The organism is Ensifer sp. NPDC090286 (assembly GCF_044769565.1).
Lineage (GTDB): Bacteria > Pseudomonadota > Alphaproteobacteria > Rhizobiales > Rhizobiaceae > Ensifer.
Genome location: NZ_JBIVYF010000007.1, coordinates 113,643 through 136,180, shown reverse-complemented (window position 1 = coordinate 136,180; position 22,538 = coordinate 113,643). Strand labels below are relative to the sequence as shown.

Below are 22,538 nucleotides of genomic sequence, written 5' to 3'. Positions count from 1 at the left end.
CGTGGCCCATCGGGGCTTGCCCTGAACCTTCCGAGACGAAAAATGAGCATTCGTAACATCGCGATTATCGCGCACGTCGACCATGGGAAAACGACCCTTGTTGACGAGCTCCTGAAGCAGTCGGGCTCGTTCCGCGAAAACCAGCGCGTTGCCGAACGCGTCATGGACTCCAACGACATCGAAAAAGAACGCGGCATCACCATTCTCGCCAAGGCGACCTCGGTCGAGTGGAAGGGAACGCGCATCAACATCGTCGACACCCCCGGCCACGCCGACTTCGGCGGTGAAGTCGAGCGCATCCTGTCGATGGTGGATGGCGCCATTGTTCTCGTCGACGCTTCCGAAGGCCCGATGCCGCAGACGAAGTTCGTCGTCGGCAAGGCGCTGAAGGTCGGCCTGAAGCCGATCGTCGCGATCAACAAGATCGACCGCCCGGATGGTCGCCACGAAGAAGTCATCAACGAAGTCTTCGACCTCTTCGCCAACCTCGACGCCTCCGACGAGCAGCTCGACTTCCCGATCCTTTACGGTTCGGGCCGCGATGGCTGGATGAACGTCAACCCGGAAGGTCCGAAGGACCAGGGCATGGCGCCGTTGCTCGACCTGGTGCTCAAGCACGTGCCGGAGCCGACGGTTGCCGAAGGCCCGTTCCGTATGATCGGCACCATCCTGGAAGCCAACCCCTTCCTCGGCCGTATCATCACCGGCCGCGTCCATTCGGGCACGTTGAAGCCGAACCAGGCCGTCAAGGTCCTCGGCCAGGACGGCAAGCTGCTTGAAAATGGCCGCATCTCGAAGATCCTCGCCTTCCGCGGCATCGAGCGCCAGCCGATCGAAGAAGCGCATGCGGGCGACATCGTCGCGATCGCCGGTCTCACCAAGGGCACCGTCGCCGACACCTTCTGCGACCCGAGCGTTGCCGAAGCGCTGACCGCCCAGCCGATCGATCCGCCGACCGTCACCATGTCCTTCATCGTCAACGATTCGCCGCTTGCCGGCACCGAAGGCGACAAGGTCACGAGCCGCGTTATCCGCGATCGCCTGTTCAAGGAAGCCGAAGGCAACGTCGCGCTGAAGATCGAAGAATCCTCGGAAAAGGACTCCTTCTTCGTATCGGGCCGCGGCGAACTGCAGCTTGCGGTTCTGATCGAAACCATGCGCCGCGAAGGCTTCGAACTTGCCGTTTCGCGTCCGCGCGTCGTCATGCACAAGGATGACAACGGCCAGCTGCTCGAGCCGATCGAAGAAGTCGTCATCGACGTCGACGAAGAGCATTCGGGCGTCGTCGTGCAGAAGATGTCGGAGCGCAAGGCCGAAATGGTCGAGCTGCGTCCGTCCGGCGGCAACCGCGTCCGCCTGGTGTTCTTCGCTCCGACCCGCGGCCTCATCGGCTACCAGTCGGAACTTCTGACCGACACCCGCGGCACGGCGATCATGAACCGCCTGTTCCACGCCTACCAGCCCTACAAGGGTGAGATCGGTGGTCGCGTCAACGGCGTTCTCCTGTCGAACGACGCCGGTGAATCGGTTGCCTACGCGATGTTCAACCTGGAAGACCGCGGCCCGATGATCATCGACGCCGGCGAGAAGGTCTATGCCGGCATGATCATCGGCATCCACACCCGCGACAACGACCTCGAAGTGAACGTTCTCAAGGGCAAGAAGCTCACCAACATGCGCGCCGCCGGCAAGGACGAAGCTGTTCGCCTGACGCCGCCGATCCGCATGACGCTCGAGCGCGCGCTCTCGTGGATCCAGGACGACGAGCTCGTCGAAGTGACGCCGAAGTCGATCCGTCTGCGCAAGCTGCACCTCGACCCGAACGATCGCAAGCGCTTCGAAAAGGCCCGCACGGCCGGCGCTGCCTGATCGATCCTGATCGATCCCATGACTTTCAGAAAAACCCCGGAGCGATCCGGGGTTTTTTGCTGTGTGTGCCACCGATGGGCGACTTGCGGATAAAGTTAAAAAGGCGTTAACCTTCCATTGGGTGCCGTTAAAGTTGCCTGTGGGTTAACGCAGGCCGGCAACCGGGCGGGATTCCTGTTCGCCTTGTGTGTGTTTAGAGTCGCGAGTCATGAAGACTGTTTCAATAGAGATTCGGCCCGGAGAGCCGCAGGAAGCGTCGGCAATTGCCGATGTGCACCGCGTTTCGTGGCTGCAGACCTATGGTGGTCTCATCCCCCATCGTCCGCTCGTTCAGATGGTCAATCGCCGCGACGAGACCTGGTGGCGCAAGGCGACCCGCGGGCCTGCCACGCTGCTCGTGGTCGACGTGGCCGGAACCATCGCCGGCTATGCAACGCTCGGCCTGAGCCGGGCCAAGGCGCTGCCGCAGGAAGGCGAGATCTACGAGATCTACCTTCGGCCGGAATACCAGGGCATCGGCCTCGGGCGCATCCTCTTCGGCGAGGCCAAGAGCCTGCTGCGCTCGCTCGGCTGCCGTGGCCTCGTCGTCTGGTGCCTCGAGGACAGCGAGCATGCCTACCAGTTCTTCCAGGGTGCCGGCGGTACCGATATCGCCGAAGGCATGGAAGATTTCGGCGACAAGCACCTGAAGAAGGTCGGCTTCGCCTGGAACTAGGCGCGATGCCTTCGCAACACTGAAATCAAAGACTTATTCAGGCAGTTGGTTGTTGGGGGCGGCCGCCTTGTCGCCCCGCGTGCCGTGATAGGCGGGCTTGTCGATGCCGCAGCGGAAGGTCGGTGCCACCTCGTCGGCGATCTTGCGGGCGAGCGCATTCGGATCGGGATTGGCAAGCGCATCGACATAGCCGGCGACGCAGCCCTTGCCGTCATCCTTCTCGGCCACCTTGGAGATGACAAGCACCTGTCCCTGAAGTGCGGGAACCGAAGCGCCGGACGCGTCGGTGTTCTCGATGAACCAGCGCAGGATCGTCGCGACGGCCTTGCCATCCTTGGCAATCCGCCACTCCACGGTCGTGCCGGCGTGGTTGAACGGAATGAAACTCTCGAAAGCATCGTCGGCATAGCGTTGGTTCAGGTGACCGAACGAGACGCTCTGGCGGATGTCGGCCTCCTTGAAGCGAACGGGGTAGTCCGCATGACCGGGGCAGGTCATCAGCGCGTACATGCCCTCTTCTTCGGCGATCGTCTTGCACGTGTCGCGGCCTAAGTCGGTATAGACGCTCTCATTGGCCAAGACGGGGCCGGCGGACAAAAGCACCAGCGCCAGGCATGCAACCCTTCCGTTCATGCGAAACTCCCTCAAACGCGATTGGCAGACCCTTGGCGGTCGATCGACAGCCGCGAAACGACCGGTTGAATCTGCGCTACGGACGAAAGTTATGTTGCATCGCGGCATGTTTCCCTTTATCCGACGGGCAAACTTCTCAAACCGACCCTGGAGTAGATCCATGCGCATCGACGCGATTTCCATCGGAAAGAATCCACCAGAAGATGTCAACGTGATCGTTGAAGTTCCCGTCGGCGGCCATCCGATCAAGTACGAGATGGACAAGGAAGCCGGCACGCTGGTTGTCGACCGCTTCCTCTACACGCCGATGACCTATCCGGGCAACTACGGCTTCGTGCCGCACACGCTCTCGGACGACGGCGACCCGATCGACGTTCTGATCTGCAACACCCGTCCGCTGGTTCCCGGCTGCGTCATCAACGTGCGCCCGATCGGCGTGATGATGATGGAAGACAACTCCGGCAAGGACGAAAAGATCATCGCCGTTCCGTCGGCTCATCTGACCCAGCGCTACGACAAGGTGCATGAATACACCGACCTGCCGGAAATCACGCTGAAGCAGATCGAGCACTTCTTCGAGCACTACAAGGATCTGGAGCCCGGCAAGTGGGTGAAGATCTTCGGCTGGAAGGACGCTTCCGTCGCCAAGCAGCTGATCGCGGAAGCGGTTGAGCGCGCCAAGGGCGCCAAGTAAGCCTTACCTGCCGGCCAGTTCGGCAAGACGCCTTATCAAATCCTCCGGGTCGCCCTCGATCCGGAGGATTTTTTTGCGCTGTGTTTCGCCTGAGATGAGGGAGAGTTTGCTCTTGGCGAGCCCGAGCTTCTTGGCGAGAAAGGCAAGCAGGGCCTGGTTGGCCTTGCCTTTCTCGGGAACTGCGCTGACGCGCACCTTCAGGTGTTCGTCTCCGTCGGCAGTCGTTTCCACGCCATCAATGGCATCGCGGCCGCCATTCGGCGTCAGGCGCACCGTCAGGCGAATGTGATCGCCGTGCGCGGTGAAGGCCCTGCTGGCCATGGTTAGCCAAGCAGGGCCGGTGCGATCGTGGTGTTGAGGAAGAGCTGGATGAAATAGAGGATCACCAGCACGACCAGCGGCGACAGGTCGACGCCGCCCATGTCGGGAAGCACGCGGCGGATCGGGCGATAGAGCGGCTCGGTCAGCTGGTAGAGCGAGCGGCCGATCATGTTGATCGCCTGGTTGTTCACGTTGATGACGTTGAACGCGTAGAGCCAGGAAAAGATAGCCGACGCGATGACCAGAAACCACGCGATGTTGATGATGAAATTCAAAGTGCCGATGACAGCAAGCATGCCGGTCTCCAAATCGTTATTGACAGACATGTAGACATTGAGACCTAAACGAGCAAGTACGCCGGTTTATCGGGCGCGATCATGTTTAACATGAGGCCGTTCGACAGTCGGTGTCAGTAAAGCGCGGTGTGATCTTTCGGACCCGCCGCTTGCGCTTTAAGTTCTGAGTTGTCGCATGTCGTTCTCGCAAAGCCGCTACACACTCTTGCGCGACGTGCTTTAGGAGCGCCTCCCCATGTCCGCCGTTCATGCCTCGCATCGTTTTGCCGCCTTTCGGCATGTCGGCTATCGCCGCTATTTCTTTTCCCGCTTCCTCGCTTACTTCGCGATCCAGATCATCTCTGTCGCCGTCGGCTGGCAGATCTATGATCTGACGCGCGATCCTTTCGATCTCGGCCTGATCGGTCTCTTCCAGTTTTTGCCGTCGCTGGTGTTGATCCTCGTCACCGGACCCGTGGCGGACCGCTACAACCGGCGCATGATCATGGGTGTCTGCATGATCGTCAGCACGCTTTGCGCGGCGGCGCTGCTCGCGCTCACGGTCACCGGGCTGTTTTCGCCCTGGCCGGTCTATGCGGTTCTCGTGGTCTTCGGCATCGAACGCGCGTTCCTGGCGCCGGCATCGCAATCGCTGGCGCCGAACCTCGTGCCGCCGGAGGACCTACCCAATGCGATCGCCTGGAACTCCACCTCCTGGCAGACCGCGATGATCGTCGGTCCGGTCGCGGGCGGTCTCATCTATGCGCTCGGCGCGGTCTTTCCCTATGCCATCGGCTTCGGCTTCTTCCTCGCCTCCGCATTCATGGTCTTTGCCATTCCGAAGCCGGCGACGCGCACCGCGCCATCCGCCCAGAGCTGGGAAACGATCACCGCCGGCTTTCGCTACATCAAGGCGGAGAAGGTGGTGCTCGGCGCCATATCGCTCGACCTCTTTGCGGTGCTGCTCGGTGGTGCTGTGGCGCTGATGCCGGTCTTTGCCCGCGATATCCTCGATCTCGGCCCCTGGGGGCTCGGTCTCCTGCGAGCGGCACCCGGTATCGGTGCGGTGAGCATGGCCATCTGGCTGGCCGCCCATCCGATCCGCCACCGGGCCGGCTTCTACATGTTCGTCGGCGTGGCGCTCTTCGGCCTCGGCACCGTTATCTTCGGCCTTTCGGCAACCCCCTGGGTGTCGATTGCCGCCCTCGTCGTCATGGGCGCTGCGGACATGGTCTCGGTCTATGTGCGCGAGACGCTGATCACGCTCTGGACGCCGGACGAGCTGCGCGGCCGGGTCAACGCCGTCAACATGGTCTTCATCGGCGCGTCGAACGAGCTGGGCGAATTCCGCGCCGGCATGATGGCGTCCGGTTTCGGCGGGGTCTTTGCCGTCGTTTTCGGCGGCATGGGCACACTGCTCGTCTCAGGGCTCTGGGCGCTCGGCTTCCCGCAACTGCGCAAGATCGACACGCTCGACGTGCCTGATCACCACAAATAAGCAGGGTCGCGGGTGCGGACGGACGACGCGTTAAACGCTTCCCGCTTTTGCTGCCGGCCGCTCGTTTCGCAGGAAGATCAGCTCCAGGAAGTTTTCCATCCAGGTGCGCAGCGGCCCGTCGTGCTGCATGCGGCCGTCGAGATGGGCCTTGCCCACCTGGGCGCCGGGCATCTCGAAGCGGTGCGCGCCATGCACGACCCAGCGGTGCATCATGGCGCGGGTAAGCTCGCCGTGGAACTGGATGCCCCAGGCATTGTCGCCATAGCGGAAGGCCTGGTTGGGATAGGTGTCGCCGGTTGCGAGCAGCTCGGCGCCGGAGGGCAGATCGAAGCCCTCGCGATGGAAATGATAGACCATGGCCGGCCAGTCCATCAGCGCCTTTCCGGCTTCGGTCGCAACCAGCGGATACCAGCCGATTTCGGTCATGCCCTCGTGATGCGGCGCCACCGAGCCGCCGAGGTTGCGCGCCAGCATCTGCGCGCCGAGGCAGATGCCGAGATAAGGCTTGTTTTCCTTGAGCGGCACGGAAAGCCAGTCGATCTCGCGGCGGACGAACTCTTCCTCGTCGTTGGCGCTCATCGGACCGCCGAACACGATTGTGCCGCTGTGCCGTTCCAGCGTTTCCGGCAGGTCGTCACCAAGCGCCGGGCGACGGATGTCGAGCCCGAAACCCTTCTGCTCGAGTATCTGGCCGACGCGGCCGGCGCTCGATCGCTCCTGATGCAGGATGATCAGGACGGGTTTTCGCGCGCTGTCGTCGGGCATCGGCATTTCAGTTATCCTGTTGTGACTCGGCTTTCTCGACCGTGTCGCTTCTGGCCGCCGCCTCCTGGCGCTGCAGCACCCGGTCGCGACCGGAAACGCCGAGCAGATCGGCGATACGCCAGATCACGTGATCTTCCATCTCACTGCGCTCGCCGTCGGCATAGACGACGTCCCAGAGCATGCCAACGAGTTCGACGCGTTGCTCCTCGGAGAGGTGGCGCTTGAGCTCGGCGGTGAATTGATAGAAGTCGATCGCCTCGCTTTCGGCAGTCTCGCCGGCTTCGATCAAGGCGGAGAGCGAGGCATCGTCGAGCTTGTAGTGCTCCTTGACGACTTTGCGCATCTTGCGCCGCTCGGACGCGAGGATCCGGCCGTCGGCCTCCATCACCTGGAAACAGAGAGCGATGACCGCCACGCGCGGATCGCCATGCTCTATGCGCTTCGCCGGGCCGGTCAGGCCATCGAGAAACGTCCGTAAGCGTTCAAACATGTATTTTGCCACAGCCCCTTGAGAATTCAGAACAATCGGAAAGTCGTCTTTTCCGGCGCCTTCTCGCCGGCGACCGGATCGCGCACGCCGGGGTCATCCGGCGGACGGCCGAAGAAGGGATCGGGCATGTGCTCGCCATTCGCGCCCTCTTCCTTTTCCGCCTTGACTGGAGGCTTGTCGGCGACCGGTTCCGGCGCCTTGCGCTCGGCGACCTTGATCGGCTGCGGCGCCGGACGCGGTTCCTCGCGCTCGGCCTCCAGGATCACGGGCGCCTCGCTGCGTCGGGCTGCGGGTGCCGGCTCGTGCACATGCGCCTCCACCACGGCGGGCAGGCTGCGGATCGCCTCGTCGGCGTTCGACTGGTCGTGGTCGACCGTGGCCGAAAGCGTATGCGGCGGCGCCTTCCATTCGAAGGCGTCGAGACGGCCACTGACCGGCGAGACTGGCAGCCAGGTCGGCGAGGTCACGCCATCGGCGGTCCAGGCGGGATCGCGCGGGCTCTTCAGCGCCTGCGCCATCCAGTGACGGATGCGACCCTCGTCGCCGGTGTCGGCCTCTTCGATGTCGGCAAGCAGCAGGAAGATGCTTTCGGTCGGGTCGAGCCGGGCGGCGGCTTCCGCCTTGGTGCGGGCGAGAAGCAGCTCGCGCGCTTCAAGTGCTGCCTCGGCGACGGCGGCCATCGCCACGGCATTGTTGGGCTTCAAGGCTTCGAGCTTGCGTGCCCGTTTCAACCGGTCGACGGCCGTGTCGCCGCCGCGGGCGCGCACGTAGAGCCGTGCCACATCAGGATGCGGCTCGTGCTTCCAGTTCTTCTCGAGGATCGCGGTGCCCTTGCGCAGGTTGTCCTCGCGAAACAGCGCCTTGGCGGCCGTCAGCGCCGCCGGCACCAGATGTTCGTCGAGCTTCAGCGCGGCAAGCGCATCGTCGCGCGCCGCCTTCATGTCGCCGTCGAGCTTGCTGATGGCCCGGGCGGTCAAGAGCACCGCCTTCTTGCGGTCGGCCTCCTTGCGATCGACCACATGGGCGACACGGCTCTGGTCGAGCAGGCGCAGCGCATCGTCCCACTGTCCGGCCTGGCTCTGGCTGTCGAGGGTCGCAAGTGCTGCCCAGGGCAGGTGCGGCGACTTTTCGGCAGCGCGCTCGGCATATTGCCGGGCGGCCTCATGGGCGCCGAGGCGCTTGGCTTCTAAATAGAGGCCGCGGAGCCCGAGTTCGCGCGTCTCCGGATCGTCGGCCATCAGCTCGAACTTGCGTCGGGCGTCGTCGTACTTGCCTTCGATCAGGGCTGTCTGGGCTTCGAGCAGGTGGATCAGCGGTTCCTGGTCGGCGCTGATCAGGCCGCGGGTGCGGGCAGTCATCTTGCGGGCAAGATTGGCGTCGCCGGCGCCGGCGGCGATCAGGCCGGTCGAGAGGGCCTGGTAGCCGCGGTCGCGCTTGCGGGCGCGGAAATAGCGGGTGACCGTGTGCGGCGAGAGCCAGATGGTGCGCACCAGCCAGACGACGATCAGCACCGCGGCAATCAGCGAGATCAGCAGCGATGCGGCGCGCATCAGGCTCATCTCGATCAGTTGGCCCTGCCAGACGACCGAGAGTTCACCCGGCCGGTCGGCGAGCCAGGCGAAGCCGAGGCCGAGACCAAGCACGATCAGGATGAAAATCAGAATGCGGATCATATCTGGTTCCCTCAGCCTTCCGTGCCTGGTTTAGCCATCGTCGCAGCGACGGCGGCATCGATTGCGGCTTCGACCCGCAAACGCTGGTCGAGCTTGGCCTTGTAGGCTTCGCCCACAGGTTTGGCCGCGTCCGGCAGCCCATCCCATTCCAAAGCGGCGCCCTTGAGGTCGCCATTGTTCAGCTTGTCCTCGATCCGGGCGATGACGGCTTCGGGCGTTTCGCCCTCGACGCTGCCGACGGGACGCACGCGGATGCCGGACATGGCGCTGGACACCAGCCGGTCGAAGATGCCCTCGTTCGGATCGGGCTGGTTGAGAGCGTCGAGCATGGCGTCGGCGGTTTTCGGGAATTCGCGGCGCAGATCCGTGCGGGTCGGCACGCCGACCTGGGCATCCTGGGCGAGCGCCGCGACGGCCTGTTCGTCCGGCGCGATGCTGCGCAGCGCGTCGAGTTCGGCGAGGAAGGGCCCGCCGCGATCGATCGCCGACTTCAGTGCGGTGACCGCAACGGCCTTCGCCATCTGGATATCGTTGACCGGCTCGTTGAGCTTCTGCTCGGCGGTCTCGATGCGGCTCGTCAGTTCCGCTTTCTCGGCGGTTGCCGCCTGCTGCGCGTCGGCGAGCGCTGTCTTCAGGCCTGCAAGCTCCTTGGTGAGATTGTCGACTTCCGCCTTCAGCGTCTCGACCTCGGCGCTGGGTGCGCCGTTTTTGGCCGGCTGGGAGGCGGACTGCTCGAGCGCGGCGATACGACCTTCGAGCGCGGTGTTGTCGACGACGGCTGCGGGCGTGGGCAGCGCCGCGATCTGGTCGCGCAGGGCCTGCAGCTCGCCGGAAATGTTCTGCTCGACGCCGCGGGTCGGCCCGAGCCCGGGGACGATGCCGGCATATTGCAGGCCGCCGAAGCCAAGCAGCGTCACGAGACCGCCGACGATGCCGGCCGCAAGCGCACCGGAGTTCGATACCTGTTTCTGTGGCGGAGCCGGTTCCGGGTCACGCGTCACGACGTGCGGCGGTTCTTCGGCAAAGGCGGCCGCGGCCGCGTCGGCGGCAGCATCGGCGCGCTGCTCCTCGATTTCTTCGTCTAGGCGGGATCCGGCGGCGCTGTTGTCGCTGCTGTCCGTTACCGGATCATCCGTCTCGGTCTTGTTCGATGCGCTTTCGGTCGTAGCGTCTGCCAGCGTCTCGCCGGTTGCTTCCGGGCCGGCCGGTTCCGCAACGGTTTTCTCCGCTTCGAGGTCGATCGTCAGCGGTTCCTTCTCGGACTTCGAGCGGCGCGGCGGGTTTTCCGATACCATGGTGACCTCTTACCGTTGGTGCCTGTCGGCTCTTCCTTCAAACCTAGTCAGCCGGAACGGTGAGGGAAAGCCCCTCCGTTCCGTTTTTGGATGAATTCGATGTTAGAGAAGACTGAAAAGGCTGTCTTCATCGGGCTTTGCGGCGGTCTCTGCCACGACGTTACCCGGCAGCGCCTCGGCCACCACGGGGCTGAGGCAGAGGTAGCGCGGCGCAAAGGAAGCGGCATCGACGCCGGCTTCGGAAAGCAGGCGAACGAACTGTCGCGCGGTCTCCCGCGAGTATAAAAGCACGGCGTCGGGACGGTTGCTTCGCCGAAGATCTTCGATCGCGGCGCGCGGATGGGCGATCGGCTCCATGCGGTAGCACTCGACCGTCCGGTGCTCTATTCCGTTTTGCCTCAGGCCCATTTCCAGCCCTTCGGAGCGCGGCGTTCCTGCGAGATAGAGCAGGGGAAGCGGCGGCAGCGTGTCGATGGTCGCGCCGATCAGTTCCGCAAGGGACTGGCCGGTTCCCTCCGCTATGCGCAGATCGGTGAAGCCGAGCCCGGCTGCCGCCTGCGCCGTGGCCGCGCCGACGCAGAAGCACGGGGTCGCCAGATGTTGTGACAGGTCTGCATCGGACGAGACGAGCACCCGGATGGCTTCGGCGCTGGTGAGTACGATCGCCGCATGCGGCACTTCGAGCGCGGTGACGGCGGCAGCAGCAAGATGGGTCGCCTGCATCAAGGGCAGCAGGATCGGCCGGTGTCCGGCGGCCTCGAGCCGGCGTACCGTCGCCTCGGCGGCCGGAAGCGGCCGGGTGACGAGCACGCGCATGGCTTTAGGTCCAGCTTGCAAAGAAGCCGGGGCCGGCCTTGGTGCGGATCTCTTCGCCGGCCTTTTGCCCAAGCGCTTCGGCGTCGGTGGCCTTGCCCTCGATCGTGACCCGGTGATGTGTCTGGCCGTCGGGGGTCAGGATCATGCCGGAGAAGCTCAGATGGCTGCCGTCCGAGGTGGCGAGACCGGCGATCGGCGTGCGGCAGGAGCCGTCGAGCGTCGCAAGGAAGCCACGCTCGCAGGCGACGGCCTCATGGGTGCGGGCATCGTCGATGGCTGCGAGCAGGTCGTTGATGCGGCTGTCGCCGATGCGGCTCTCGATGCAGATCGCGCCCTGCGCCGGAGCCGGCGGGAATTGCTGGGGGTCGAGCAGCTCGGTCGGAACGTCGGTCATGCCGAGACGCTTGAGGCCCGCATAGGCGAGCAGCGTCGCATCGACCTGGCCCTCGGCGAGCTTCCGCAGCCGCGTCTCCACCTGGCCGCGATAGGTGATGACATTGATATCCGGACGCAGCCGGCGGATCAGCGCCTGGCGTCGCAGCGACGAGGAGCCGACGGTCACGCCCTGTGGCAGATCCATCAGTTTTTTTGCCGTCCGGCCGATGAAGGCATCGCGAATGTCCTCACGCGGCAGGAAGGCGGAAAGACAGAGCCCGTCAGGCAGTTTCGTCGGCATGTCCTTGGACGAATGCACGGCGAAATCGAGTTCGCCCGACAGCAATTGCTGCTCGATCTCTTCGGTAAACAAACCCTTGCCGCCGATCTCGGCGAGCGAGCGGTCGGTGATCCGGTCGCCCTTGGTCGAGAGGATGACGACCTCGAACATTTCCGGCGAAAGACCATGCGCCGCTGCGAGGCGATCGCGCGTTTCATGGGCTTGAGCGAGCGCCAGCGGGCTGCCGCGCGTGCCGATCCGGAAAGGTTTTGTTTGCATCAAAGGCTATCCATTGTTACCGGAGTTCCGTGTACCCACCTTTCGGTGCGACCGCAATCTTTGAGTAAACCCTGATGTCTCCGCCCCTGCGCATCCTCGGCATAGAAACAAGCTGCGACGAAACCGCCGCTTCCGTCATTTTGCGCGATTCCGACGGCAAGGGCCATATCCTCGGCGACGTGGTCTTAAGCCAGCTGGAAGAGCACAGCGCCTATGGCGGCGTGGTTCCGGAGATCGCGGCGCGCGCCCACGTGGAAGCGCTCGACACGCTGATCGAGGAAGCGCTGCTCAGGGCCGGCGTCACGCTTTCCGACATCGACGCCATTGCTGCGACAAGTGGTCCCGGTCTGATCGGCGGCCTGATCGTCGGGCTGATGACCGGCAAGGCGATTGCGCGGGCAACCGGCAAGCCGCTCTATGCCGTCAACCACCTCGAGGGCCATGCGCTGACGGCGCGGCTGACCGACGGGCTCTCCTTCCCTTATCTGATGCTGCTCGTCTCCGGCGGCCACACGCAGCTGATCCTCGTCAAGGGTGTCGGCGAGTACGAGCGCTGGGGCACGACGATCGACGATGCACTCGGCGAGGCCTTCGACAAGACGGCCAAGCTGCTCGGCCTTCCCTATCCGGGTGGTCCGGCGGTGGAGCGGGCAGCGCTTGCGGGCGATCCGCAGCGTTTCGATTTTCCGCGCCCGCTCGTCGGCGATGCCAGGCTCGACTTCTCCTTCTCCGGTTTGAAGACGGCAGTGCGCCAGGCGGCGCAATCGCTGGAGCCGGTCACGGAGCAGGACATCGCCGATATCTGCGCCTCCTTCCAGCGGGCGATCTCGCGCACGCTCAAGGATCGCGTCGGTCGCGGCCTGAAGCGCTTCAAGGCGGAGCATGGCGGTGTTGCGCGTCCGGCGCTGGTAGTGGCCGGCGGCGTTGCCGCCAACCAGGTGCTGCGGGCGACGCTGCAGGAACTCTGTGACAAGAACGGCTTCGAGTTCATCGCGCCGCCGCTTTCGCTCTGCACCGACAACGCGGCGATGATCGCCTGGGCCGGTGCCGAACGGCTGGCGGCAGGCATGGCAGCCGACGGCCTTGATGTCGCGCCGCGCTCGCGCTGGCCGCTCGACGCCCAGGCGCAGGCGCTGCTCGGTTCCGGCAAACGCGGCGCCAAGGCGTGACAAGATTTAGAGCATACGGATAGAGCATGAACGACATTTCCAAGAACGGGCCGAAGATCGTCGTGGTCGGCGCTGGCGCCTTCGGCACCGCGCTCGCTGCGGTTGCCGCCTCGGCTGAAGGCAGCAACGTGACGCTGCTGGCCCGTCGTCCGGAGATTGCCGAAGCCTGCCGCGACACCGACCGCAATGAGGATGCCCTGCCGGGTATCGACCTGCCGGTGGCGCTGAAACATACGGCCGACGTCTCCGTGCTCGCGGACGCCGAAGTCGTGCTCTTCGTCATGCCGTCGCAGGCACACCGGGATGCGGCACGGCAGTATGGCCCTCAGATCAACGCTGCAGCCACGATCGTCACCTGTGCCAAGGGCATGGAGCAGGCGACCGGCCGCTTGCTGACCGACGTTCTGGCGGAGGAACTGCCCGGCCGTTCGATCGGCGTGCTCTCCGGTCCCGGTTTTGCCGCCGACATCGCCAAGGGCCTGCCGACCGCCATGGTGATCGCAGCGGCCGATGCCGCGACGGCGACGATGCTGGCCGAGGTGCTCTCGGGCCCGACCTTCCGGCTCTATCCCTCGGAGGATCGCATCGGCGTGCAGCTCGGCGGCGCGCTGAAGAATGTGCTGGCGATCGCCTGTGGCATCGTCGAGGGTGCGGGCCTTGGCGACAGCGCCCGTGCGGCGCTGATTTCGCGCGGCCTTGCCGAGATGTCGCGCTTCATTGCTGCCGAAGGCGGCGAGGCCGATACGGTGCGCGGTCTTTCTGGGCTTGGCGATCTCGTGTTGACGGCGACCAGCCACCAGTCGCGCAACCTGCGTTTCGGCATCGCGCTCGGCAAGGATGGTCGGGCCAGCGGACGCAAGGGCGAGTTGGTCGAAGGCGCGTTCGCCGCATCGGTCGCCGCGCGTGTCGCCCATGATCTTGGCGTCGAAATGCCGATCACCGAAGCGGTGGCGGCGATCATCGACGGCAAGCTCGATGTCCGCACCGCGCTCGAACAGTTGATGACCCGCCCGATCACCCAGGAATGAAGGGAGCGGCGGTCTTCCGCCCGCATCCCGCGTCAAGGAAAACTCTAGGAGGAAGCATGCTCTTCGCACTTCATTGCACCGACAAGCCAGGCGCGCTGCAGCTTCGGCTCGACACCCGTCCCGATCACGTCGCCTATCTCAACGATCTGAATGCCAAGGGTATCCTGAAGATGGCCGGCCCCTTCCTCGGCGACGACGGCAAGCCGACCGGCAGCCTGGTGCTCGTCAAGGCCGAGACCATCGACGAGGCGCGGGCGATCGCCGAAGCCGATCCCTATGCCAAGGCCGGGCTCTTTTCCAATGTCGAGATCAAGGCCTTCAACTGGGTCTTCAACAATCCGGAGGCTTGAGACCAAGATGGCGCATTGGCTCTACAAATCCGAACCGTTCAAGTGGTCCTGGCAGATGCAGAAGGACGCGGGCGCCAAGGGCACCGAATGGACCGGCGTGCGCAACTATCAGGCGCGCAACAACATGCGGGCGATGCAGATCGGCGACAAAGGCTTCTTCTACCACTCGAATGAGGGGCTGGAGATCGTCGGCATCTCCGAGGTCTGTGCGCTGTCGCATCCGGATTCGACCGCCGAGGGTGACGCCCGCTGGGACTGCGTCGATATCCGCGCCGTGATGGATATGCCGCGGCCGGTGACGCTGAAGGAGATCAAGGACAATCCGAAGCTCGCCAATATGTCGCTCGTCACCTCCATGCGCCTGTCTGTGCAGCCTGTGACCGAGGACGAGTGGATCGAGGTCTGCCGCATGGGCGGGCTCGACAATCCGCCGCGCTAGTCCTGTTTTCCGCCTGTCCGGGACGCTCGGGCAGGCGTGGAGAGTTTCGTGAAGACCGATCCGGAAAGCTTCATCCTCGAAAACACCGACGTGCTCACGCCGCCGCATGTGCCGGAGATCCGCCTGCATCTGGCGACGGAAGCGCATGAGCTCTGGTTGAAGACCGAGGAAGAGTTGCAGGAGATCGGCCTGCCGCCGCCGTTCTGGGCCTTTGCCTGGGCCGGCGGGCAGGGGCTCGCCCGCTACATCCTCGATCATCCCGAGGTCGTGCGCGGTCGCCGTGTCGTCGACTTTGCCTCCGGTTCGGGTCTGGTGGCGATCGCGGCGATGAAGGCGGGCGCAGCATCGGTGCTCGCCGCCGATATCGACCCCTGGGCGGAAACGGCCGTCCGGCTCAATGCCGCACTCAACGGCGTCTCCCTTTCCTATACCGGCGACGATATCACCGGCCGCGACCTTGAAGCCGAAGTCTATCTCGCCGGAGACGTCTTTTACGACAAGGCTTTTGCCGACCGGTTGAAGCCGTGGTTTTCGGGGCTTGCCGCAAAGGGCGTCTCGGTGATCGTCGGCGATCCCGGCCGTTCTTACTGCCCGCGCGAAATGATGACGTCGCTTGCCACCTACGAGGTTCCCGTCACCCGGGCGCTGGAGGACAGCGAGGTCAAGCGCACAACCGTCTGGCGCTTCGGCACAGCCGTACACGATTAATCGTGCCCGCATCTCCGACGATACACCCGATCATCGAAGCCGCTGACCTGACAGCCTGACAAGGCCCGTCGCCGCGATTACCGGCGGATGACGCAGACGCCGTGTTCGTAGGTGCAGGAGCTGTTCATGGTCTGTGGCGTGACGTCGATGATCTTGCCGCGCCTTGCCTCGGGCTGAGGCGCAAAGTCTGCCTCATCCGCATAGCCGTAGTCGCCTTCCTGGCTGAAATAGATGCCGTTGCCGACGTCGACATAGGCCGAAATGCCGCCGACATAGGTGCCGATGCCGGGAATGACGTCCGGATATTCGTCACCGCCATAATAGTTCGGGCGATAGTCACGGCCCTGGTTGTTCGATGTCCAGATCTCCCGCCCGGCCTGATCGCGCATCCATCCGCCGCCGTTGCCCCAACGTTCGGGATAGGCCCGATATTGCGGTAGGCGGACATGGCGGGTGCGGGTCGAGGCCTGCGGCGGCACGTCATAGATGCCAGGGCGGCCGTCGTGCCTGCGGGCGTCGGACGTCCAGTAGTCGCGGCCGGCGCCGTCGCGCACCCATCCGCCACGCTGCTCCAACCGTCCGGCGTAAGCGTCGGGGTAGGGGCGGTAGCGCGGCAGGCGAACGTGCCGGGTGCGCGTGTTCACTTCCGGCGGCCCACCGTTGGACGCCCAGTCGCGGCGCGGTCCGCGATGGCGGTCCCGGTCGTTGCGATAACCGGTGCGATCGAAATCGTGGCGAGGATAGGGACGATCGGCGTTCAGCCTGACATGGCGCGTTCGCGTCTGCACCTCCGGCAGTCCGCCCCGGTCTCGGGCTTCCATCGGAATGTAGCTGGTGGCGATGACCAGGCCGGCAAGCGCTAGCACTTTGGTCGCATGGATTGCCCTGAACAGAATCATTCTGCCCGCCCTCCGGGTGACGCTTAACAAATCGTTAAGGGCACTCTGAGCCACATCGGCGGGAAAGTCACGGAATTGCTTGGCTTTTTGTCGCTATCGTTAACGCGCGCCCATGTCTCCGGCTGGCAGGAAAATGGCGCAATTCGTCTAATCGATTAAATTGATTTTGCACCGCAAACACACTTGTCGTTAAGCTTTATGGTGATTAAAGGTCCGAATGACTGAATTGCGCACAATCAGGTGCGATACCGGACTAAAATCGTCCAGTTTTTTGGGCGGAAATCCGGGCATTCCGTGAGGTTCCGATGACGAATGTCACAAGAAGCCGGCCACTCTCGCCGCATCTTCAAATCTATAAACCTATCCCGACGATGGTGATGTCCATTGTGCACCGCATCACTGGTGGCGCGCTCTACTTCGGGACCATCCTCGTTGCCTGGTGGCTGATCGCCGCCGCGTCGGGCGCTGCCTATTACGACTGGGTCAGCTGGCTGTTCGGTACGCTGATCGGCAAGCTGGTGCTGTTCGGCTATACCTGGGCATTGGTGCACCACATGCTCGGTGGCTTGCGCCACTTCGCCTGGGATCTCGGCTACGGCTACGAGAAGCACTTCGCCACCAAGATGGCCAAGGCAACGATCATCGGTTCGGTGGCGCTGACGCTGCTGATCTGGGTGGTCGGCTATCTCGTTCGCTGACTGAGGGGAGAATACTCATGGATATGCGCACTCCTCTCGGCAAGGTTCGCGGTCTTGGCTCAGCCAAGGAAGGCACGGATCATTTCTGGCGCCAGCGCCTGACGGCCGTCGCCAACGTTCCGCTGTTGATCTTCTTCGTCATCTTCCTCGTTCGCTACGCAGGCGCCCCTTACGCGGATGTCCTTGCCGCGCTAGCGAACCCCTTCGTCGCCGTCGTCATGGCGCTCGTTGTGCTCTCGGGCCTCGTTCACATGCGGCTCGGCATGCAGGTGATCATCGAAGACTACGTGCATGGCGAAGGCATGAAGATCGTGCTTCTCATGCTCAATACATTTTTCACGATCGCGGTTGGCGGGCTCTGTCTCTTCGCCATCCTGAAGATCGCTTTTGCAGGGTAATTTCGCCATGGCATCGAACAGTTCACCTGCTGCAAACGGCAAGGCCTATCAATATGTCGATCACGCCTTCGACGTCGTCGTCGTCGGCGCCGGCGGCGCCGGATTGCGCGCGACCCTCGGCATGGCCGAGCAGGGTCTGAAGACCGCCTGCATCACCAAGGTCTTCCCGACCCGCTCGCACACGGTTGCCGCCCAGGGCGGTATTGCCGCCTCGCTGCAGAACATGACGCCGGACAGCTGGCAGTGGCACCTCTACGACACCGTCAAGGGTTCCGACTGGCTCGGCGACGTCGACGCCATGCAGTATCTCGCCATGGAAGCGCCGAAGGCGGTCTATGAGCTCGAGCACTACGGCGTGCCGTTCTCGCGTAACGCCGAAGGCAAGATCTACCAGCGCCCGTTCGGCGGCCACATGCAGAACTACGGCGAAGGCCCGCCGGTACAGCGCACCTGCGCTGCTGCCGACCGTACCGGCCACGCCATCCTGCACACGCTCTATGGTCAGTCGCTCCGCAACAACGCAGAGTTCTTCATCGAGTATTTCGCGCTCGACCTGATCATGTCGGATGACGGCCGCTGCACCGGCGTCGTCGCCTGGAACCTCGACGACGGCACGATCCATCGCTTCTCCGCCAAGATGGTGGTGCTAGCGACCGGCGGTTACGGCCGCGCCTACTTCTCGGCCACGTCGGCGCACACCTGCACCGGCGACGGCGGCGGCATGATCGCGCGCGCCGGCCTGCCGCTGCAGGACATGGAGTTCGTCCAGTTCCACCCGACCGGTATCTACGGCGCGGGCTGCCTGATTACCGAAGGCGCACGCGGCGAAGGCGGCTATCTCGTCAACTCCGAAGGCGAGCGCTTCATGGAGCGCTATGCGCCGTCCGCCAAGGATCTTGCCTCGCGCGACGTCGTCTCGCGCTGCATGACGATGGAAATCCGCGAAGGCCGCGGCGTCGGCAAGAACAAGGACCACATCTTCCTGCACCTGGATCACCTCGATCCGGCCGTCCTGCACGAGCGCCTGCCGGGCATCTCGGAATCGGCGAAGATCTTCGCCGGTGTCGACGTGACCCGCGAGCCGATCCCGGTTCTGCCGACGGTGCACTACAACATGGGCGGCGTGCCGACCAACTACTGGGGCGAGGTGCTCAACGCCGACGCCCAGAACCCCGAGCGCATCGCGCCCGGTCTGATGGCCGTCGGCGAAGCCGGCTGCGCCTCGGTGCACGGCGCCAACCGCCTCGGCTCCAACTCGCTAATCGACCTCGTGGTCTTCGGCCGTGCCGCCGCCATCCGCGCCGGTCAGGTCATCGACCGCGACGAGGCTATCCCGGAGATCAACAAGGCCGCCTGCGACCGGATCATGGACCGCTTCGACCGCCTGCGGAACGCCAATGGCTCGACGCCGACGGCAGTGCTGCGCGAAAAGATGCAGCGCGCCATGCAGGAAGACGCGGCCGTGTTCCGCACGCAGGAATCGCTGGAATCGGGCTGCAAGCGCATCTCGGCGATCTGGAAGGAACTGCCTGACATCAAGGTCACCGACCGCTCGATGATCTGGAATTCGGACCTCGTCGAGACGCTGGAACTCGAAAACCTCATGGCCAACGCCATCACGACGATCTACGGCGCCGAAGCGCGCAAGGAGAGCCGTGGTTCGCACGCCCGCGAGGACTACACCGACGGTCCGCTCGGCGGCCGCGACGACGTCAACTGGCGCAAGCACACGCTCGCCTGGGTCAACGAGGCCGGCGACGTCAAGCTCGACTACCGCCCCGTCCATACCGACCTGATCGCCGACGGCATCGATCCCAAGAAGATCGAGCCGAAGGCCCGCGTCTATTGATCTTGAGGAACAAGCCACATGGTTGAACTCGCTCTCCCCAAGAACTCGCAGATGACGGAAGGCAAGGTCTGGCCGAAGCCTGCCGGCGCGACCAATGTCCGCGAATACCGCATCTACCGCTGGAACCCGGATGACGGCGCCAATCCGCGCATCGATACCTTCTATATCGATGTCGACGATTGCGGCCCGATGGTGCTCGACGGTCTGCTCTACATCAAGAACAAGATCGACCCGACGCTGACCTTGCGCCGCTCCTGCCGCGAAGGCATCTGCGGCTCCTGCGCCATGAACATCGACGGCACCAACACGCTCGCCTGCACCAAGGGCATGGACGAGGTGAAGGGCGCGGTGAAGGTCTATCCGCTGCCGCATATGCCGGTTGTGAAGGACCTGGTTCCCGACCTCACCAACTTCTACGCCCAGCATCGCTCGATCGAGCCCTGGCTGAAGACGGTATCACCGACGCCGGCCAAGGAATGGAAGCAGAGCCACGAGGACCGCCTCAAGCTCGACGGCCTCTACGAGTGCATTCTGTGCGCCTGCTGCTCGACCTCCTGTCCGAGCTATTGGTGGAACGGCGACCGTTACCTCGGTCCGGCGGTTCTGCTGCAGGCCTATCGCTGGCTGATCGATAGCCGCGACGAAGCGACCGGTGAGCGCCTCGACAACCTCGAGGATCCCTTCCGCCTCTATCGTTGCCACACGATCATGAACTGCGCCCAGGCCTGTCCGAAGGGCCTGAACCCGGCCAAGGCGATCGGCGAGATCAAGAAGATGCTGGTCGAGCGCCGCGTCTGACCGGTCGGACCGGAGATGAAGCTTTTGGAAACGGCGGGCCATGGCTCGCCGTTTTCTGTTTTGCCTCTCTCCAGGGCGGCGGACAATTCGTGATTGTGCCGGTGCGGGAGAGGCGGGTTGCCGGTCGAGGCGAGGATACCTGGCGAGGCCGTGGCCGCGCGATCGGGCCGTTCGGACGTTTCAATCCTGCAACAGGTCGCCAGGAATCGTCGTCCCTTGATTTGTCAGGTGGATTTGCTGTATTTCGGCCTATATTATCGCGTTGCATCATGGTTCGCGGACACGAACAGGAGTAGGGATATGCGGGTAATTCATGCGGCGGCGGGGCTGGCGGTTGTGCTTGCGCTGACCGGATGCCAACGGACGTCGATGGGCGGTTTCAGCTCCCAGGACGCCTCGCCCGCTCCCATCCAGGCAGCACCGGTTCCGTCGGTTTCGTCGAGCCAGCTTCCGGCGCCGACCGGAAACACCTCACAATTCCCGGCTGCACCGACGAGCGGCACGGCGATGCCCGGTACGGTTCAGCAGCCCGGCACGCAGGTCGCTGCGGCGGCGGGTGGCGGACTTGACGTCACCAAGGAATCGATGGTTGGCAACTGGCGTGTTTCGAGCGCCGGCAGCTCCTGCGACATGTTCCTGACGCTCACCAATCTCGGTTCCGGCTCGCGCGGCGGTACCCGCGGATGCGCCGGCGAGCTGACGACCATGGGCTCCTGGGAAGTGGCCGGCAAGCAGGTGGTCCTCAAAGACCGCAACGGCAATGCCATCGCTCGCCTCTACAAGACGGCCGACGCCCGTTTCGACGGCTCGACCAATGGCGGCCAGCCGGTCAGCCTCAGCCGCTGATGTCTCTCCAGCCCGGTCTCGTGCCGGGCTTTTGTTTTCCGTCCCATCTCGGGTGAGACGTGCTCAATCCTGACGACAGCATTTACCGCAAGCTCGAAGCGCTCGTCGCGAGCGGCGAGCGCAAGCGTGACCCCGCGCAGTTTACGATCGCCCGGCGGTTCGATCATCTCTCCGCCGAGCTGCTCGCCAGCCGTCCGTCGCGCAAGACCAATGCGCTCGGCTGGCTGTTTGCCTCGCGCAAGAAGGACCATCCGCCGGTCAAGGGCCTCTACATCCACGGCGGTGTCGGGCGCGGCAAGACCATGCTGATGGACATGTTCTTCGACGCGGTGCCGATCCAGCGCAAGCGCCGGGCGCATTTCCACGAGTTCATGGCCGATGTGCACGAGCGCATCTACAAGCACCGGCAGAAGCTGAAGAACGGCGAAACCAAGCAGGCCGATCCGATCCCGCCCGTCGCCTCCGAGCTCTTCGGTGAAGCGCGGCTGCTCTGCTTCGACGAATTCACCGTGACCGATATCGCCGATGCGATGATCCTCGGCCGCCTGTTCGGCGAACTCTTCGCCAAGGGCTGCGTGCTGGTCGCGACCTCGAACGTCGCGCCCGACGATCTCTATCGCGACGGCCTCAACCGCGGCTTGTTCCTGCCCTTCATCGATCTCCTGAAGGCGAATGCCGAGGTCATCTCGCTGGACACGGACACCGACTACCGGCTGACAAAGACCGATGGCAGCCCGGTGTGGCTCTCGCCGCTCGGGCCCGAGGCCGATGCGGCGATGGCGAAGGCCTGGGTGCATGAGACCGGCAATGCACCGGCCGCTCCGGCGGAGGTGCCGCGCAAGGGGCGCAAGATCCCCGTGCCGGCCGCGTCCGGCAAGAGTGCCCGCTTCAATTTCGCCGACCTCTGCCAGCAACCGCTTGGGGCTGCCGACTATCTGGCGATCCTCGAGCGCTATTCGACGATCTTCGTCGACCATGTGCCGCATCTCGGTCCGCACATGCGCAACGAGACCAAGCGGTTCATCCTCTTGGTCGACACGCTCTACGACAATGGTGCCCGGCTCTTTGCTTCGGCTGCGGCGCAGCCGCAGGATCTGCTGACCCAGAAGAAGGGCACGGAGGGCTTCGAGTTCGATCGCACGGTTTCGCGGCTGATCGAGATGCAAAGCGAGGAGTATGCCGCCGCGCACCCCGCCAATATTGCTGTTTCGTGACGTGATCGTGGCGAAAACTCTTACGTTTACGTAAGAGTTTTATGATCTAACCGATTGAAATTACTTCGCCAAAAAGTATCGATTGATATTTTAACGTTTGCCGTTTAATGGCTTGCGGCGAAGGTTTGGCGTTTGCCGCGTTCCAGGCCTCGATCAGATTTGGG

General features: G+C 63.9%; 25 protein-coding genes. 15 read left to right on the top strand and 10 right to left on the bottom strand.

The genetic code is table 11. The features are described from left to right. Positions 1-42: 42 nt before the first annotated feature. Together typA and ACIQUG_RS29575 are read left to right on the top strand one after the other, a co-directional pair. Positions 43-1,869: a translational GTPase TypA gene (gene typA, locus ACIQUG_RS29580; protein ID WP_043619962.1), complete on the top strand. Its 1,827-nt coding sequence runs from the start codon at positions 43-45 to the stop codon at positions 1,867-1,869. 208 nt (positions 1,870-2,077) lie between these two features. Continuing rightward, positions 2,078-2,584 carry a GNAT family N-acetyltransferase gene (locus ACIQUG_RS29575; RefSeq protein WP_034802619.1) on the top strand — a complete coding sequence of 169 codons (507 nt, stop codon included), beginning with the start codon at positions 2,078-2,080 and terminating at the stop codon, positions 2,582-2,584. Positions 2,585-2,617: 33 nt separating this feature from the next. Here the strand turns inward: ACIQUG_RS29575 and ACIQUG_RS29570 are convergent, their stop codons facing one another. Next, positions 2,618-3,217 (bottom strand): hypothetical protein, encoded by a 600-nt coding sequence (locus ACIQUG_RS29570; protein ID WP_402325816.1) that lies wholly within the window; start codon positions 3,215-3,217, stop codon positions 2,618-2,620. Positions 3,218-3,377: 160 nt separating this feature from the next. Here ACIQUG_RS29570 and ppa point away from each other — a divergent pair, with 160 nt between their 5' ends. Further along, positions 3,378-3,911: an inorganic diphosphatase gene (gene ppa / locus ACIQUG_RS29565; RefSeq protein WP_043619957.1), complete on the top strand. Its 534-nt coding sequence runs from the start codon at positions 3,378-3,380 to the stop codon at positions 3,909-3,911. Between the two features lie 3 nt (positions 3,912-3,914). Here ppa and ACIQUG_RS29560 read toward each other — a convergent pair whose 3' ends face one another. Then, a complete protein-coding gene (locus ACIQUG_RS29560) occupies positions 3,915-4,232 on the bottom strand; it encodes a DUF167 domain-containing protein (protein ID WP_402325814.1) in 318 nt (105 codons plus the stop codon). A gap of 2 nt (positions 4,233-4,234) precedes the next feature. Continuing rightward, complete coding sequence (locus ACIQUG_RS29555) at positions 4,235-4,528, bottom strand: YggT family protein (protein ID WP_139108271.1); 294 nt, start codon at positions 4,526-4,528, stop codon at positions 4,235-4,237. Positions 4,529-4,763: 235 nt separating this feature from the next. On the opposite strand from ACIQUG_RS29555, the gene ACIQUG_RS29550 reads away from it, so the two are divergent. After that, positions 4,764-6,005, top strand: a complete 1,242-nt coding sequence (locus ACIQUG_RS29550) for an MFS transporter (RefSeq protein WP_402325812.1) — start codon at positions 4,764-4,766, stop codon at positions 6,003-6,005. A 30-nt stretch (positions 6,006-6,035) separates the two neighbouring features. Here ACIQUG_RS29550 and ACIQUG_RS29545 read toward each other — a convergent pair whose 3' ends face one another. From ACIQUG_RS29545 to hemC, 6 genes are all read right to left on the bottom strand, one after another. Continuing rightward, a complete protein-coding gene (locus ACIQUG_RS29545; protein ID WP_402325811.1) occupies positions 6,036-6,776 on the bottom strand; it encodes a glutamine amidotransferase in 741 nt (246 codons plus the stop codon). A 1-nt stretch (position 6,777) separates the two neighbouring features. After that, the gene (locus ACIQUG_RS29540) at positions 6,778-7,260 is read right to left on the bottom strand and encodes a TerB family tellurite resistance protein (protein WP_402325810.1); all 483 of its coding nucleotides are present in this window, start codon (positions 7,258-7,260) and stop codon (positions 6,778-6,780) included. Between the two features lie 26 nt (positions 7,261-7,286). Further along, on the bottom strand, positions 7,287-8,933 hold the full coding sequence (locus ACIQUG_RS29535) for a heme biosynthesis protein HemY (RefSeq protein ID WP_402325809.1): 1,647 nt from the start codon (positions 8,931-8,933) through the stop codon (positions 7,287-7,289). Positions 8,934-8,944: 11 nt separating this feature from the next. Next, complete coding sequence (locus ACIQUG_RS29530) at positions 8,945-10,228, bottom strand: mitofilin family membrane protein (RefSeq protein WP_402325808.1); 1,284 nt, start codon at positions 10,226-10,228, stop codon at positions 8,945-8,947. 102 nt (positions 10,229-10,330) lie between these two features. Continuing rightward, the gene (locus ACIQUG_RS29525; protein WP_402325807.1) at positions 10,331-11,044 is read right to left on the bottom strand and encodes a uroporphyrinogen-III synthase; all 714 of its coding nucleotides are present in this window, start codon (positions 11,042-11,044) and stop codon (positions 10,331-10,333) included. A 4-nt stretch (positions 11,045-11,048) separates the two neighbouring features. Beyond that, positions 11,049-11,978 (bottom strand): hydroxymethylbilane synthase, encoded by a 930-nt coding sequence (hemC, locus tag ACIQUG_RS29520; RefSeq protein ID WP_402325805.1) that lies wholly within the window; start codon positions 11,976-11,978, stop codon positions 11,049-11,051. A gap of 74 nt (positions 11,979-12,052) precedes the next feature. Between hemC and tsaD the strand changes: the two genes are divergently transcribed. The 5 genes from tsaD to ACIQUG_RS29495 are packed head-to-tail and all read left to right on the top strand — an operon-like array spanning position 12,053 to position 15,672. Then, a complete protein-coding gene (tsaD, locus tag ACIQUG_RS29515) occupies positions 12,053-13,147 on the top strand; it encodes a tRNA (adenosine(37)-N6)-threonylcarbamoyltransferase complex transferase subunit TsaD (RefSeq protein WP_402325804.1) in 1,095 nt (364 codons plus the stop codon). 26 nt (positions 13,148-13,173) lie between these two features. After that, complete coding sequence (locus ACIQUG_RS29510; protein ID WP_402325803.1) at positions 13,174-14,175, top strand: NAD(P)H-dependent glycerol-3-phosphate dehydrogenase; 1,002 nt, start codon at positions 13,174-13,176, stop codon at positions 14,173-14,175. 56 nt (positions 14,176-14,231) lie between these two features. Further along, positions 14,232-14,525, top strand: a complete 294-nt coding sequence (locus ACIQUG_RS29505) for a YciI-like protein (RefSeq protein WP_034802587.1) — start codon at positions 14,232-14,234, stop codon at positions 14,523-14,525. A gap of 7 nt (positions 14,526-14,532) precedes the next feature. Further along, entirely contained in the window at positions 14,533-14,964 is a 432-nt protein-coding gene (locus tag ACIQUG_RS29500) for an EVE domain-containing protein (protein WP_043613977.1), read from the top strand. Between the two features lie 48 nt (positions 14,965-15,012). Next, positions 15,013-15,672 carry a class I SAM-dependent methyltransferase gene (locus tag ACIQUG_RS29495; RefSeq protein ID WP_402325802.1) on the top strand — a complete coding sequence of 220 codons (660 nt, stop codon included), beginning with the start codon at positions 15,013-15,015 and terminating at the stop codon, positions 15,670-15,672. A 77-nt stretch (positions 15,673-15,749) separates the two neighbouring features. On the opposite strand, the gene ACIQUG_RS29490 is transcribed toward ACIQUG_RS29495, so the two are convergent. Continuing rightward, positions 15,750-16,571: a hypothetical protein gene (locus tag ACIQUG_RS29490; RefSeq protein WP_402325801.1), complete on the bottom strand. Its 822-nt coding sequence runs from the start codon at positions 16,569-16,571 to the stop codon at positions 15,750-15,752. A gap of 305 nt (positions 16,572-16,876) precedes the next feature. On the opposite strand from ACIQUG_RS29490, the gene sdhC reads away from it, so the two are divergent. From sdhC to zapE, 6 genes are all read left to right on the top strand, one after another. Continuing rightward, positions 16,877-17,269: a succinate dehydrogenase, cytochrome b556 subunit gene (sdhC, locus tag ACIQUG_RS29485; RefSeq protein WP_034802580.1), complete on the top strand. Its 393-nt coding sequence runs from the start codon at positions 16,877-16,879 to the stop codon at positions 17,267-17,269. Positions 17,270-17,286: 17 nt separating this feature from the next. Then, complete coding sequence (gene sdhD / locus ACIQUG_RS29480; protein ID WP_043613972.1) at positions 17,287-17,667, top strand: succinate dehydrogenase, hydrophobic membrane anchor protein; 381 nt, start codon at positions 17,287-17,289, stop codon at positions 17,665-17,667. Between the two features lie 7 nt (positions 17,668-17,674). After that, a complete protein-coding gene (gene sdhA, locus ACIQUG_RS29475) occupies positions 17,675-19,516 on the top strand; it encodes a succinate dehydrogenase flavoprotein subunit (protein WP_402325800.1) in 1,842 nt (613 codons plus the stop codon). 18 nt (positions 19,517-19,534) lie between these two features. Then, positions 19,535-20,314 carry a succinate dehydrogenase iron-sulfur subunit gene (locus ACIQUG_RS29470; RefSeq protein ID WP_034802573.1) on the top strand — a complete coding sequence of 260 codons (780 nt, stop codon included), beginning with the start codon at positions 19,535-19,537 and terminating at the stop codon, positions 20,312-20,314. Between the two features lie 300 nt (positions 20,315-20,614). Further along, entirely contained in the window at positions 20,615-21,160 is a 546-nt protein-coding gene (locus ACIQUG_RS29465; protein ID WP_402325799.1) for a protease inhibitor Inh/omp19 family protein, read from the top strand. A gap of 59 nt (positions 21,161-21,219) precedes the next feature. Then, positions 21,220-22,374 carry a cell division protein ZapE gene (gene zapE / locus ACIQUG_RS29460; RefSeq protein WP_402325797.1) on the top strand — a complete coding sequence of 385 codons (1,155 nt, stop codon included), beginning with the start codon at positions 21,220-21,222 and terminating at the stop codon, positions 22,372-22,374. Positions 22,375-22,538 lie beyond the last annotated feature (164 nt).